Annotated in this window: 14 protein-coding genes; 6 read left to right on the top strand and 8 right to left on the bottom strand. The window is 41.7% G+C overall.

The annotated features are described in order from the left end of the window. Positions 1 to 13: 13 nt before the first annotated feature. The 3 genes from BMW53_RS13830 to BMW53_RS13820 all read right to left on the bottom strand — a co-directional run bounded on the left by BMW53_RS13830 (position 14) and on the right by BMW53_RS13820 (position 3,019). A complete protein-coding gene (locus tag BMW53_RS13830) occupies positions 14 to 370 on the bottom strand; it encodes a MazG nucleotide pyrophosphohydrolase domain-containing protein (protein ID WP_038556715.1) in 357 nt (118 codons plus the stop codon). Positions 371 to 486: 116 nt separating this feature from the next. Further along, a complete protein-coding gene (locus BMW53_RS13825) occupies positions 487 to 1,179 on the bottom strand; it encodes a response regulator transcription factor (RefSeq protein ID WP_038556718.1) in 693 nt (230 codons plus the stop codon). 85 nt (positions 1,180 to 1,264) lie between these two features. Then, positions 1,265 to 3,019: a sensor histidine kinase gene (locus tag BMW53_RS13820; protein ID WP_051567657.1), complete on the bottom strand. Its 1,755-nt coding sequence runs from the start codon at positions 3,017 to 3,019 to the stop codon at positions 1,265 to 1,267. A 171-nt stretch (positions 3,020 to 3,190) separates the two neighbouring features. Here BMW53_RS13820 and BMW53_RS13815 point away from each other — a divergent pair, with 171 nt between their 5' ends. Further along, entirely contained in the window at positions 3,191 to 4,108 is a 918-nt protein-coding gene (locus BMW53_RS13815; protein WP_038556720.1) for a hypothetical protein, read from the top strand. Between the two features lie 235 nt (positions 4,109 to 4,343). Here BMW53_RS13815 and mtnP read toward each other — a convergent pair whose 3' ends face one another. Together mtnP and mtnA are read right to left on the bottom strand one after the other, a co-directional pair. Continuing rightward, positions 4,344 to 5,114, bottom strand: a complete 771-nt coding sequence (mtnP, locus tag BMW53_RS13810; RefSeq protein ID WP_038556723.1) for an S-methyl-5'-thioadenosine phosphorylase — start codon at positions 5,112 to 5,114, stop codon at positions 4,344 to 4,346. Positions 5,115 to 5,118: 4 nt separating this feature from the next. Continuing rightward, on the bottom strand, positions 5,119 to 6,225 hold the full coding sequence (mtnA, locus tag BMW53_RS13805) for an S-methyl-5-thioribose-1-phosphate isomerase (protein WP_038556725.1): 1,107 nt from the start codon (positions 6,223 to 6,225) through the stop codon (positions 5,119 to 5,121). Positions 6,226 to 6,317: 92 nt separating this feature from the next. Here mtnA and BMW53_RS13800 point away from each other — a divergent pair, with 92 nt between their 5' ends. Then, positions 6,318 to 6,941, top strand: coding sequence for an HAD family hydrolase (locus BMW53_RS13800; RefSeq protein ID WP_038556728.1), 624 nt, complete (start codon positions 6,318 to 6,320; stop codon positions 6,939 to 6,941). Positions 6,942 to 7,159: 218 nt separating this feature from the next. Here the strand turns inward: BMW53_RS13800 and BMW53_RS20660 are convergent, their stop codons facing one another. From BMW53_RS20660 to BMW53_RS13780, 3 genes are read right to left on the bottom strand one after another with little or no spacing between them, the layout of a single operon-like run. Next, a complete protein-coding gene (locus tag BMW53_RS20660) occupies positions 7,160 to 8,497 on the bottom strand; it encodes a peptidylprolyl isomerase (protein WP_051567658.1) in 1,338 nt (445 codons plus the stop codon). Positions 8,498 to 8,501: 4 nt separating this feature from the next. Next, a complete protein-coding gene (locus tag BMW53_RS13785) occupies positions 8,502 to 9,311 on the bottom strand; it encodes a peptidylprolyl isomerase (RefSeq protein WP_038556731.1) in 810 nt (269 codons plus the stop codon). A gap of 3 nt (positions 9,312 to 9,314) precedes the next feature. Next, entirely contained in the window at positions 9,315 to 10,133 is an 819-nt protein-coding gene (locus tag BMW53_RS13780; protein WP_038556733.1) for a peptidylprolyl isomerase, read from the bottom strand. Between the two features lie 166 nt (positions 10,134 to 10,299). Here BMW53_RS13780 and BMW53_RS13775 point away from each other — a divergent pair, with 166 nt between their 5' ends. The 4 genes from BMW53_RS13775 to BMW53_RS13760 all read left to right on the top strand — a co-directional run bounded on the left by BMW53_RS13775 (position 10,300) and on the right by BMW53_RS13760 (position 13,069). Next, positions 10,300 to 11,202 (top strand): hypothetical protein, encoded by a 903-nt coding sequence (locus tag BMW53_RS13775; protein WP_038556734.1) that lies wholly within the window; start codon positions 10,300 to 10,302, stop codon positions 11,200 to 11,202. After that, positions 11,189 to 11,728 carry a GNAT family N-acetyltransferase gene (locus tag BMW53_RS13770; RefSeq protein WP_051567659.1) on the top strand — a complete coding sequence of 180 codons (540 nt, stop codon included), beginning with the start codon at positions 11,189 to 11,191 and terminating at the stop codon, positions 11,726 to 11,728. The genes BMW53_RS13775 and BMW53_RS13770 overlap by 14 nt, the downstream gene beginning before the upstream one ends. Positions 11,729 to 11,873: 145 nt before the next feature. Further along, a complete protein-coding gene (locus tag BMW53_RS13765) occupies positions 11,874 to 12,140 on the top strand; it encodes an acyl carrier protein (RefSeq protein WP_038556736.1) in 267 nt (88 codons plus the stop codon). Positions 12,141 to 12,253: 113 nt separating this feature from the next. After that, on the top strand, positions 12,254 to 13,069 hold the full coding sequence (locus BMW53_RS13760; RefSeq protein ID WP_038556739.1) for a mechanosensitive ion channel family protein: 816 nt from the start codon (positions 12,254 to 12,256) through the stop codon (positions 13,067 to 13,069). Positions 13,070 to 13,185: the final 116 nt, after the last annotated feature.

The following is a 13,185-nucleotide window of genomic DNA, read 5'->3' as shown; positions in this document are numbered from 1 at the left end:
ATTTATACTCTGATTAAACGCGAACCCATTTTCGCAGTTTGTTCTTTTCCTCTTTGCTGCGAAAAGCCGCTTCCAGATCGATTCCTTTCCGGTTGGCAATGGCGCACAAATAAATGAAAATATCTGCCAGTTCATCAGCAATTTCGGAGAAATCGGAATTGGAATCGACCAGCAATCCTTCCGATTTTCGGACGGCTTTAAACAACTCGCCTACCTCCTCACCCAGCAACAGGCACTTGTCGATTGTGGTTTGCGTGGCAAAACCCCGCTCCTCTTCCAAAGCGGTAACATATTTTTGAAAATCGGCTAATTGTGGTTGATCTTTTAATGTGCCACAACTTTTAACAACGGCAGTTTTACTTTGCTCCATATTTTTCGAATTTGAATCCTAAAGATAAAAAGAGGAATCCTGAAAAAACAGCTATTTGTGAATTTTAACCGCCCGATCTGCGGCAATCATTTTCAGTCGGCTTCATTTAAGTTCTGTTAAGAATTCACTTCCAAAAGGAAACCGCTGCCATGAATATTTTTGATCTCGATGTTCGGATCGTCTTTCAGGTATTTACGCAGTTTGGTAATAAAAACGTCCATACTACGGGCGGTGAAATAACCATCTTCGCCCCAAATTTTGCGAAGTGCCGTTTCGCGCGAAAGCAGTTCATTTTTATTTTGGCAAAGCAGCTTCAGCAAATCGGCTTCTTTTGGCGACAACTTTTGTTTTTCGCCATTTCGCGAGATCGAGCGCAACTTCGAATCAAACGAGTACGAACCAATGGAAAAAAGAAATTCATCACGCACCGGCTGTGTCGACTGCCGTTTAATAATCGCCTGAATTTTACACAGCAACACTTCGGTATCAAAAGGTTTGGTAATGTAATCGTCGGCTCCAACGTTGTAGCCTTTCAGAATGTCTTCCTTCAATGTTTTTGCGGTAAGAAAAACCATTGGGATATTCGCGTCGAGCTTGCGTATTTCCGTTCCAATTGTAAATCCGTCGATATTGGGCAACATCACATCCAAAATGCAGATTTGAAAAGATTCGGCTATGAATTTATCCACGGCATATTTTCCATCGTCAACCCAGGTAACTTCAAAGTCGTTCAACTCGAGATACGATTTTAAAACTGCCCCAAAACTCAGGTCGTCTTCCACCAGAAATATGTGTTGCTTTATTGTCATTCTTTATTATTGTCATTTCGAACGCAGTGAGAAAACTGTAACAGATTTCTCAGTCGTACCTTCTTCGAAATGACAGCTTTATTTATTATTCCCTCACAAAAGGTAAAAATACATCAAATTTGCTTCCCTTGCCGGGTTCGCTGCTCACGGAAATCGTTCCGCGGTTGGCTTCCAAAACGGCTTTTACATAACTCAATCCCAGCCCAAAACCTTTTACATTGTGAATATTTCCGCTGGTTTGGCGGTAAAAACGCTCAAATATTTTTGCCTGAACTGCCTTGCTCATACCAATTCCTTTATCAGTTACCGAAACCACCACGCCTCTTTGGTGATTGACAGTTGACACGGTAATTTCGGGAGTATCGCCGGAATATTTATTGGCATTGTCGATCAGGTTATAAACCACATTTGTACAGTGAATCCGGTCGGTAGTTACCATTGAATTAATGGCTTTTAAATCCAGTTCAATCTTGCCACCGCGTTTTTCAACCTGCAATTTAATTCCCTGAACGGCATCGCTGATCAGGTCGTGCACATCAATGGTTTCCCAGTGAAATTCAAAGTCTTTTTTATCCAATCGTGCGATAGTAAGAATGTCCTCTACCTGCCTGTTCATGCGGGTATTCTCCTTTTTTATCATGCCCACAAAATATTTTATACGCTCCGGATCGCTCAGCACTTTCTGATTAGTAATAGAATCGGTTGCCACCGAAATAGTTGCGATGGGCGTTTTAAACTCGTGGGTCATATTATTAATGAAATCCGACTTCATCTCCGAAATTTTCTTTTGCCGAATAATGTAAAAAATACTGAGGGCAAAAGTCATTAAAATGATCAGCGAGAATAAAAACGAAGCGACAAGCAACCAGTTGAGCGAACGATAAATAAAACTGTCGCGGCCGGGAAATACAACGGCCAGTTTTATGTCTTTCTGAAAAATATCGTTGGGATAAAGCTGGGCCTGGAAAACGGTGTTCGCCACTTTCAGCGAATCGGTAACCGGCCGGGGAAAGCTCAGCTCCTCGCCCCGATAAATTCCGTATTCGAAATCAAGAGGAATGTTGTTTTCATCCAGCTCCTTTTTAAGCACGTCATAAATCAGCTCCTCATCCAACCTACGCACATCCCAGGTGGCAACTTCGGTAACTACTTTATTCGCCATTCTTTTCAGGCTGGTGGCTTTTAGCTTCACGCGCTTTGAAATGTCGGGAGCCAGAATTTTAAAAGTATCCAGATCGGTAAGCAGCGAATCGATCTTCACGGTACTAATGGTATAAAGCGAATCGACATCGCTTAATATCGTATCGCTTTTTACAAATACAACACTCCCCGGCTTAGCACTGTCGCCCCTAACAAACACATGGTTTTTATCCGTGGATGTAGTGCTCATACTATATGAGTACGACTGTACTTTACGGCTGTCGGAATCATTATCGATATGAATTTCAATACGGGATTCCTGATTATCGGGAGCAAATTCTCGAATGATTTTTACAGGTTTTCGCGTAGAATCCGGTTGTTGGCGCAAAACACGTGCTTTGTCTGGCGAAACATTCCAGCTGAACGCGCCATCCGAGTCGGTATCAAATTCCAGATCCAAATCAAAATCCTGAAAAAGATCGGCCGAGTCGGCGGCAAAAAACATTTCGTTTACCACACCAAAATTGTGCAAATCTTCCAAACGACTTACAGTTTGCTGCAGCGCCTGATTAACATCACGTTCGAACATTTCGTTTTTTACCCGAATCGCGTTGTTCATCCACACAAGCTGAACGGCAATAATCCCCAAAATAGAGATCCCCATCAAAATGATCAATCCGGTAAAAAGTTTCTTGTTCATGATTCAAATATAGGCAAAACCGTTTGCCAACAGAAGATTTTAACTTTTCCTTAACAGATTTTAACCGGCCTTTAACGGACTGATTGACAGACCTCACCCTATATTTGTTTCGGGAATCAGAATTTGGTTTCAGCCAGAATATTCAAACGAAAAACAAAATAAATTAACGACATGAAACAAGTACTATCACTAACAGGAATTTTTGCCCTTGCCTTATTTTTCTCATCTGCCATTTCGATTAACGAAGCACCGCAGGATCCTCCAAAAACTAAAAAGGTGCAGAAACACATTAAAATGGTGAAAATTGGAGACGATGGCAAAAAAATGGAAATCGACACGGTAATAGAGGCCGACCAGGTTTTTGTGTGGAATGGCGATACAATTGGCGGCGACAAAGCCTTGAGTTGGATGGCAGAAGAGGATTTCGATTTTGATATTGACTTTGATTTTGACATGGAAACCGACGAAAACGGAAATGTATTTATTTTGAAAGGCGACGGAGCCTCAAAGCCAATGAGATACAAGTTTAAAACCAACGATGGCGACTCGGCAAAACACATCATGATGAAAATATTTTCGGATGATGTATCGTCTGACATTATGCAGTGGCACGGCAAACATGGTAACGATATGTTTTTTGGTGCACCGGGATCAGCCGGTCCGAAAGTTATTCGAATCGACAAACAAAAAAGCGGAAATGTGATCGATTTGAGCGATCCGGGCATTATTTCGTTCGAGAAGAAAGACTTAAAAGACGGAAAAGAAAAGATCGTAATTGTACGAGAAAAGCCAAACGAAAAAAACATTGAAGTACACGAAGAAATTATTATGCACAACAGCGGCGCAGCACCAATGATTATTCATGAAGGAATGCCAAATATGACCAAAAGAATTAAAGTAATTACCGATGATGAAGGCCGCATTGAAATTTTGGAGGACGGCAAAACCTGGACCGTTGAAGAAAGTGACGAAGACACGCAGATAATTGAAAAAGACGGCAAAAAGATCATCATTAAGAAAACGAAGAAAAACGGTGAGATGAAAGTTGATGTAGAAGTAGAAGAAAATATTGAGGAAGAAAACCAGTAAAATACAATTTCAGAAAGAACAAAGCCGGTGCAATTCATTTGTACCGGCTTTGTTGTTTTATGCAATATGTTCGCATAAAAAAAGCGGCATTCTGTTGAGTGCCGCCGGAAACTGAATAGCCAATTTAGCAAGTTGGCTGAATTATTTAGTACTAACTGAACGGTTATAAAAACTGCGTTTCATGGCATTGAAGCAGATGTAATCCATTTAACAAATGCTGTGCCAAAAATGCGTTTTATCCATTCACTCTACCCTGTTTTTGCAGCGATGTGATTGTGTTTTGCAGCAGGGCAATTACATGCTTAACGTTCTCGTTGAAAACGTTCAGCACTTCTTCCCAGGTAACAGGCGCTTCATCCACATTCCAGCAATCGTAGTCGGTGCTTAGTGCCACCGCCGCATACGGAATCTCCAGTTCATTGGCCAGAGCACACTCGGGTGCTGTCGACATATTTATAACATCAGCTCCCCACACACGAAACATATTCGATTCGGCACGTGTCGAGAAGCGCGGTCCTTCAATGGTTATTACGGTTCCGCTTTTATGAAACCCAAGATCCAAAGCTTTCGCATTTTCAATTAAAGCCTGACGTAAATGCCAGTTAAACGGATCGGCCATCGCCGGGTGGTTCAGCTGTCCGTCTTCAAATTCTTCCACAAAACTGTTTTTCCGGAATCGTGTAAAATCGATAAACTGATCGAGCATCACAATATCACCGCGGCCAATCTCCAAACGCAGACTTCCGCAGGCAGTTGTTGCCAGAATATGTGTACACCCCAATTCTTTTATGGCCCAAATATTTGCGCGGTTATTCACCGTCGAAGGCGGAATAGAATGATCACGGCCATGCCTCGATAGAATAGCCACTTCCACGCCTCCAATTTTACCGCATTTAAACGACGACGAAGGCGCGCCGTAAGGCGTTTCAACATTTACTTCGGTTACCTCTTTCAAAATGGCAGGATCTTCCAAACCGGAACCTCCTATTATTGCAATTTTCTTCATAGCGTTATCTGTAAATTTTCTCGGGATACAATTTTAAAATACTCTGTTTATCGGCTTTGCAAATTCCCCGTTCCGATATCAATCCGCTCACCAGGCGTGCCGGCGTTACATCGAAACCATAATTGGCCACCGTACTTTTTTCAGGAATTAAACGTACCGATTTTATCTGCTTATCGTGCCAGCCTTCAATTTCCGCCACTTCATCGGCAGCTCGTTGCTCGATTGGAATTTCCTTAACTCCGTCATTCATCTCCCAATCGAAGGTACTCGATGGCAGAGCCACATAAAAAGGTACGTTATTGTCGTGGGCAGCCAGCGCTTTTAAATACGTTCCTATTTTGTTGGCCACGTCGCCGGTAACAGTGGTTCGGTCGCTGCCGACAATTACCATATCAACCATTTGGTGTTGCATTAAATGGCCACCTGCGTTGTCGGGAATAACCGTGTGCGGCACGCCTTGCTCGCCCAGTTCGTAGGCGGTTAATCGTGCTCCCTGGTTGCGCGGGCGTGTTTCATCGACCCAAACATGCACCGGAATTCCTTTTAAATGTGCTTTATAAATGGGCGCGGTTGCAGTTCCCCAGTCGATACAGGCCAACCAGCCGGCATTGCAGTGGGTTAAAATATTCACTGCACTTCCCTTCTTTTTATAAATTTCCTCAATCAGCTTCAGTCCGTGCTCCCCTATTTTATCGCCAAAATCAATTTCCTGCTGTTTTAATTCGCCGGCTTTTGCCAGTACTTTTTCATTCAAATCGGCTTCATTTTTATTCGCCAGAATAAAAGCCATCATTTCATCTACCGCAAAAGCCAGGTTTACAGCTGTTGGCCGCGACGATTTTAAATACTCGGCCACCCGGTTCAGTTCTTCTTCCCAATTTTCATTTTTCAGCTGAAAAAGTGCCAGGTACATGCCATAGGCCGCAGTTACCCCGATTAACGGCGCACCGCGAACCACCATTTCTTTTATGGCAAAAAAAGCGTCGTTGGCCGAACGCATGGCAAAAGTTTCGAAGATAAACGGCAATTTCCGCTGATCGATGACCTGAATAATAGTTGGGTCATCCGCGTCAACCCAAATAGTATGATAATGTTTTCCCTGAATTTTCATGAATACTGAACTTCCTGTAGTTTTTAAAGTTTAATATGAAGTTAAAAAAGATTTTCCCGAAATGCTTATTTTAGTGAAATAAATTTAAACGAATGAAAGCAAACCTTTCAAACATAAAAAATATCATTTTCGATTTGGGGCGCGTGTTGTTAAATCTTGATTTTGATGCGTCGATAAAAGCCTTTCAACAACTTGGCAGCGATGGCGAAGTTCTGGATCATAAAAATGCTTATGTCGATCCTATTTTCTACAAGCTCGAAATTGGAAAAATTACTCCTGCAGAATTCAGAAGTGGCGTAAGAAAACTACTTAAAAAAGAACAACTTACTGACCGCCAAATTGACAAAGCCTGGTATGCGATGATTCTCGACATTCCGGAACACCGGGTAAAAAAGGTGCAGGAGCTCAGCAAAAACTATAACCTTTACTTGTTTAGCAATACCAATCAAATTCATATCGACCGATTGCTTACAGAATTTAAAACTCAACACGGCATCGATTTCCCATCGCTGTTTAAAACGGTTTATTATTCGCACGAAATTCACGATCGCAAACCGGAAGTAAGTGCCTATGAAAAGGTAATTGCGCTGTCGGGGGTTAATCCGGAAGAAACGCTGTTTATCGATGATTTGGAAAATAACATCGTTGCCGCGCAAAAAGCCGGATTAAAAACTTTCTGGTTACAAAACGGTATGGAAATGACGGAGCTATTTTAATTTGACTTCGATAAAAAATCGGGTAAATATTTCTTGCACCGTTCTTTAGAGCGGTGTTAAAAAGTGAAGATAGCCTCAATTAATTTTTAGGATTTTTGTAACATGAAGTTTACAAAAATCCTAAAAATTTACATTAAACAGAGCTCATCATTAATCACCGCCTTAAAAGACGGTGCAAATACTATTTATTGTAATTCTTTCTTGAAATGGAGCTCGCATTATTTTATTATCCGAACCCGTTTTATACGGATATCTTCAAGTGGCCGCCAACGCCTGTCGATTTCAACCTGAACGATTTTATCCACCACATCCATTCCCGACGTTACCTGCCCAAAAATGGTGTAACTGCCATCGAGGTGAGGTGCGCCACCAATGGTTTTATACACCTGCCGTTGCTCGGCCGAAAACTTGTAATTGTTAACTTCCTCCAGCTCATCCAAACCTTTATCAAAATATTTCCGCCCCGAAACGATGTAAAACTGCGATCCATCGGAGCGTTGTCGCTGATTTTCGGTATCCGGTTTTCGTGGCGAACCGATCATTCCGCGCTTGTGATACAACCCGGAAACAATATGCGCCGGGATGGTGTAGCCCGGGCCTTTCCAGCCCACATTTGCACCGGACACCGCATAGCGGGTATCAGCGGCACCACTCTGTATTCCGAAGTCGGCAATAACACGGTGAATCAGTAAACTATCGAAATAATGTTCTTTGGCCAGCCGGATAAAATTATCGCGGTACTCGGGCGTTTCGTTAAACAGTTTTATGGTAATGTTGCCGTAATCGGTTTCCAGTACAAGCCCTTTAATTTTGCGGTTTTCGGCGGCAATCTTTTCGTTCGAGGTATTTTTCAGCATCTCCAGCGGCTCGGGAGTTTCGTTTTTCTTTCGCAGCATGGCTGCAATAAATTCCGCCGGGATGGCAAAACTCTGCAATTCGAAATTAACCGTTCCGGAATAAGCCACGCCAATCGCTTTTCCGGTTGAGACAAAAATTGGTGCGCCAAACTGCGATGTCCGAATCTTGTTACTTAAGCGGTACAACCTCGTCCCCCTGATGTTTGCAAGGTTTAGCACTTTGCCGGTAAAAAGTTGCAGGGTTTTCCCGGTTTTTGGTGCCACATAAAACGATTTGGCAAAATTGGGCAAGGTATCCTTATGCAGCTCAATGGGTTCGCGGCTAATGCTGTCCACCTTCAAAATAATCAGGTCGTTTATCCGATCGAAAGCCACAAAACTGCGTGCCGTGTATTTTTTATCCTCATCAAAAGGCTGCACCTTAACATTGGTGGCCTGATTGACCAACGAATATTTAGTAACCAACAGGTCTTCGCCCACAAAAAATCCCTGCCCCGATTCCAGAATCCGGTCGCCGTCGTACGAATCAATTTTTGCAATCGATCGCATTAACTGATTCCAGATATCCTGTTTTTCATCAGCAGCGGCTTCTTGTTTTGATGGTGTTTCCTGTTGCTGTGTTGTTCCCTTTTTTGTTTTATTTCCGCAGGAACTCAAAAAAACAATAGCCAGAACTATGTAAAGGATTTGTTTTATCATAACACTACTTAATCACATTCACTTTGATTTTCACATCGTTATACGGCCGGTTATTGCTGTCGGTTTTTAGTGCTGCAATTTTATCAATTACATCAAAGCCCGAAATGCATTCGCCAAAAATGGTGTATTTCCCATCCAGTTCGGGGTAGCCGCCAACGGTAGTGTAAGCTTCGCGCTGGGCATCAGAAAATTCAAGCGTATTGGGATTCAAATTGTAATCGGTTTCAATATCGGCTTTTATTTCGCCGGCCAATTCGCGGAATTCTTTTACTTTTTTCTCTTCCTTCAGCTGCTTCAACTGCTCCCGAACTTCGGGTGTCATATACTTCTCCACAATTTTTTTCCGAATTGGAACATTCACGGCCAACTCCATCGTATCCAAAGCCCCCTCAGTATGCACGCTTCCTTTTACAATAAAAAACTGCGAAATATCCGACTGCTTAAACGGGTTTACCTCATCGGGCTGTCGGGGTGCACAAAGCGAACCTTTTTTATGAAAATAATGCTTCAGAATTTCGTCGTCAACGGTTTTGTCCGGATCGCCATAACCAATACGTTTTCCAGGAGGTGCGTTTCGCGAGCTTTTTGAACCGCCCTGAATCAGAAAATTCTCGATAACGCGGTAAAACAAAGTGCCATCGTAATAACCTTCGTTGGCCAGTTCGATAAATGCCTTTTGGTGTTTTGGCGTGTCGTCGTACAGCCGGAAACGCATATCGCCGTAATTCGTCGAAATCTCAATAACACGCGACTGAGCAAAAGATGAAACACCTAATAAACAAACAAATACAATTAAAAATCCGGTTTTAAACATAAACTATTTTGAGCGTTTTATTTCCATTTTTATATCCGCTTTCGGACGATCGTACTGATCCGTTTCAACGGCCGCAATCTTATCCAAAACATCCAGTCCCTCAACAACCTCGCCAAAAACAGTGTAATCTCCATCTAACGAAGGATAGCCGCCAATGGTGGTGTATGCCTCACGCTGCTCATAAGTAAACGAAAGCTGTGGCTGTTCAGTCCACGCGCTATCAGCAGCGGCGCGCAGTTCCGATAAACAAATGTTAAACCCGTCCTGATCGTTATTCTCCCGGTATTCGTCTAATTGCGGTTTTGCTTCGGCAAGTTTTTCCTGTAGAAATTCATTTTTGGCGCGGCTGTTCATCATCATTTCCATAGTGTCGAGTTTTCCGGGCGTTAAAACCTCGCCCTGCACAATATAAAACTGCGAGCCACTCGATCGTTTTTCAGGATTCGAGGGGCCGCCACGACGTGCTGCTGCCAAAGCTCCTTTTTTATGAAAATGTTGCGGTAAAATTTCTGCCGGGATGGTGTATCCGGGATTTCCGCCTCCCAAACGAACGCCTGGTGCTGAATCTTTTGAGTCGGGATCGCCTCCCTGAATCATAAAGTTTTCTATTACCCGATGAAAAAGCAATCCATCGTAATAAGCTTCGTCAATCAGTTTCAGAAAATTCTGTTTGTGCTCGGGCGTGTCGTTGTATAATTTCAATTTTATTTCGCCAAAATCGGTTGAAATAACAACCAGGTCCTTATCGCTACTTTGTTTGGCATTGCTACACGAAATTCCTACTCCAACAAAAACAATTAAGATTAAAATAATTAATTTCATGCGATTATTATTGTCAATTCTCAATGGTAACTCATGCCTGCCTGACCGGTAGGCCGGGAACTCGCTTATAATCCTCCTCCATTGTGTAAAATTCTTAGCTGCTCGTTTCCTCATTCGTATTTAATTTTCTTATTTTGACATTATAAATTCCCGTAAAGATAAAAAGATGATAAACATTCACTCCTGGCTTCTTTTAATGTTCGTGTTTTTTTCATGTTCAATCCCGGAGAAAGAGCACGAAAACCCCACTGTTCAATTAAAGGCTGAGAACTATATTCCTGAAATTGCAGATAAATTAAACGAGATATCTGGATTGATGATTTACAACAAGCATTTTTGGGGATTTAACGACAGCGGTGGCAAAAACGAATTGTATGGCTTTAATAAATCGGGCCAGATAATATACGAGATTGAGCTCGACAATGCCCAAAACGAAGATTGGGAGTCGATAACACAAAGCGAGGAGAACATTTTTATCGGCGATTTTGGAAACAACATGGGCAACCGCAATAACCTGCTCATTTACAGAATCGACAAAAAAGATCTTTCGGAAAAAGCAGAACAAAAAATTGATACCAAAGAAATTAAATTAAAATATGCCCTACAGGATAACTTCTCATATTTAAAAAAAACCACACCGTACGATTGTGAAGCGATGGTAGCCTTTAAAAACAAACTGTATCTTTTTAGTAAAAACTGGCGCGACGAAACTACTTGGCAGTACAAAGTGCCCACAAAAAAAGGCGATTACGAAATAACCCCAACCGATACTTTTAATGTAAAGTGCCTGGTTACGGGAGCCGATATCAGCCCCGATAATAAAACACTGGCGCTGGTGGGTTATGAAAATTACCGCTCGTTTATCTGGTTGTTTTCCGATTTTCCGGGCGATCGTTTTTTTGAAGGCAAAAGCCAGCACATTAAACTGGAAGGAATTGACGGCGCCCAGACCGAGGGCATTTGCTTTTTAAGCAACGACAGCATTTTGGTTTCGTGCGAAAAAACCCAAAGTTACAATCAGCAGGTTTTCCTGTTCGATTTAAATAAACTCAGCGATGGAACACATTAGGGTAAACCACAAAATCAGGCTCGAACTGATTAATTCGTCGATGGCCGAAATTGTATTTCAAACTATTGACCGCGATCGCGAGTACCTGAAAAAATGGCTCCCCTTTGTGCAATACACCAGCAAAATAGAAGATACGAAGGCTTTTATAGCCAGCATCACGCAAAGCGGTAACAAAAGCGACCTGGTTTATGCCATTTGGTACAACGAAGAATTTGCCGGACTGATAGGTTTTAAAGACACCGATTGGGTAAACCGCAAAACGGAACTTGGCTACTGGCTGGCCGAAAAAATGCAGAGCAAAGGAATTATAACCTCTAGCGTTGAAAAACTCATCCGGTTTGCTTTTCAAAAACAAAAAATGAACCGCATACAAATTAAAGTGGCAGAAGAAAATTTACAAAGCGAGAAAATTCCTCTAAAACTGGGATTTGTTTACGAAGGCACTGAACGCCAGGGAGAACACCACAACACTGGTTATGTAAACCTTAAAATTTACAGTAAGCTCAAACACGAAATTGCAGAATAGTTGCAACCTCCACCAGCTTTTCATGTCGGTATTAATGTAAAACAATGGTTATAATATAGTTTGTTAGCCAGAAAAGAATACGAACTCATTGAATTTTTATATATTTGACCCGTAAATTCATTTGTTCGAATTTTAAACTTTAACAATGAAAACGGAAACAGTTACAGAAAAGTCGCTACGAAGAAACCTCTACCGGGTGCTACGTAAAACAGGTGTTACCAAAGACAACATTTGTTTAACCGCCTCGTTTTATGAGGATCTGAATTTCGACCACATTGATTGGACAATTTTTATTCACTATTTAGAACGCATCTTCACCATTCGAATTAATGATGAAGAGCTAAGTCGTTTTTCGAGTGTAAACGATACGCTCCTGTACCTACGTGGGGAATTGGTTTATTCGAGAAGTTAGACAGAAGAAACAGAAATGAACAAAAAAGGGACTCAATGCATTTGAGTCCCTTTTTTTTTGAACTTTTCAATTGAAAGTTTGTAACTTAAACAAAATTTTAATTTCGAAACAAGATGGAAGAAGTAAACAAATTATCAGAACAAATTTACGACTTAGTAATGTTCTATGGCCCCAAACTAATTGGAGCAATCGTCACACTTATTGTGGGTTTATGGATTATCTCTATTCTTAGAAGAGCAATTCGTAGCCGTTTTGAAAAACAAAATGTAGATCCCTCTCTACGGGGCTTTCTGAACAGTTTGATCGGGATTGGTTTAAAAGCCATGCTTTGGATCGCTGTTATTGGAATGATGGGCGTTCAAATGACCTCTTTTATTGCCATTCTTGGTGCTGCCGGTTTGGCTATTGGCATGGCCTTTTCGGGCACTTTATCAAATTTTGCAGGAGGAGTTATGATCCTTATTTTTAAACCATTTAAAATAGGACACTACATCACTGCGCAAGGCCACTCGGGAACCGTAAACGAAATTCAGATCTTTAACACGATACTGAAAACACCCGACAACAAAACAATTATTATTCCAAATGGTGGGTTGGCAACCGGATCGATGATCAACTTTTCGGCGGAAGCTAAACGCCGTGTTGATTTTACCTTTGGAATTGCGTACGGCGATGATGTTGACAAAGCCAAAGAAGTATTAATGAAGCTGATAAAAGCCGACGAAAGAATTATAAACGACCCGGCCGAACCGTTTATTGCAGTTAGCGAACTGGCCGACAGCTCGGTTAATTTAGTGGTTCGTGTTTGGGCCGAAGCCGCCAATTACTGGGGTATTTATTTTGATCTTCATGAAAATGTTTACAAAACATTCGAGAAGGAAGGCCTCAATATTCCTTTCCCGCAAATGGATGTACACGTACAGAAATAAAAATTATACAACCAAAAGGAAGAGGCTGTCCAAAAAGTAAAATTGGACAGCCTTTGTTTTTATTGTCCCTTTAAGATTTGTATCTTAAAGGTGGATATGACAATAAGATCAAACGT

Source organism: Draconibacterium orientale (assembly GCF_900111425.1).
In the GTDB taxonomy this organism is placed as follows: domain Bacteria; phylum Bacteroidota; class Bacteroidia; order Bacteroidales; family Prolixibacteraceae; genus Draconibacterium; species Draconibacterium orientale.
The sequence above is the reverse complement of the archived record's forward strand: the minus strand, read 5'-3'. Positions and strand labels throughout refer to the sequence as shown.

Bases quoted from the DNA above. Each gene is read 5' to 3' on its own strand.
- BMW53_RS13830 (WP_038556715.1), bottom strand. From the start codon at position 370: ATGGAGCAAAGTAAAACTGCCGTTGTTAAAAGTTGTGGCACATTAAAA.
- BMW53_RS13825 (WP_038556718.1), bottom strand. From the start codon at position 1,179: ATGACAATAAAGCAACACATATTTCTGGTGGAAGACGACCTGAGTTTT.
- BMW53_RS13820 (WP_051567657.1), bottom strand. From the start codon at position 3,019: ATGAACAAGAAACTTTTTACCGGATTGATCATTTTGATGGGGATCTCT.
- BMW53_RS13815 (WP_038556720.1), top strand. From the start codon at position 3,191: ATGAAACAAGTACTATCACTAACAGGAATTTTTGCCCTTGCCTTATTT.
- mtnP (WP_038556723.1), bottom strand. From the start codon at position 5,114: ATGAAGAAAATTGCAATAATAGGAGGTTCCGGTTTGGAAGATCCTGCC.
- mtnA (WP_038556725.1), bottom strand. From the start codon at position 6,225: ATGAAAATTCAGGGAAAACATTATCATACTATTTGGGTTGACGCGGAT.
- BMW53_RS13800 (WP_038556728.1), top strand. From the start codon at position 6,318: ATGAAAGCAAACCTTTCAAACATAAAAAATATCATTTTCGATTTGGGG.
- BMW53_RS20660 (WP_051567658.1), bottom strand. From the start codon at position 8,497: ATGATAAAACAAATCCTTTACATAGTTCTGGCTATTGTTTTTTTGAGT.
- BMW53_RS13785 (WP_038556731.1), bottom strand. From the start codon at position 9,311: ATGTTTAAAACCGGATTTTTAATTGTATTTGTTTGTTTATTAGGTGTT.
- BMW53_RS13780 (WP_038556733.1), bottom strand. From the start codon at position 10,133: ATGAAATTAATTATTTTAATCTTAATTGTTTTTGTTGGAGTAGGAATT.
- BMW53_RS13775 (WP_038556734.1), top strand. From the start codon at position 10,300: ATGATAAACATTCACTCCTGGCTTCTTTTAATGTTCGTGTTTTTTTCA.
- BMW53_RS13770 (WP_051567659.1), top strand. From the start codon at position 11,189: ATGGAACACATTAGGGTAAACCACAAAATCAGGCTCGAACTGATTAAT.
- BMW53_RS13765 (WP_038556736.1), top strand. From the start codon at position 11,874: ATGAAAACGGAAACAGTTACAGAAAAGTCGCTACGAAGAAACCTCTAC.
- BMW53_RS13760 (WP_038556739.1), top strand. From the start codon at position 12,254: ATGGAAGAAGTAAACAAATTATCAGAACAAATTTACGACTTAGTAATG.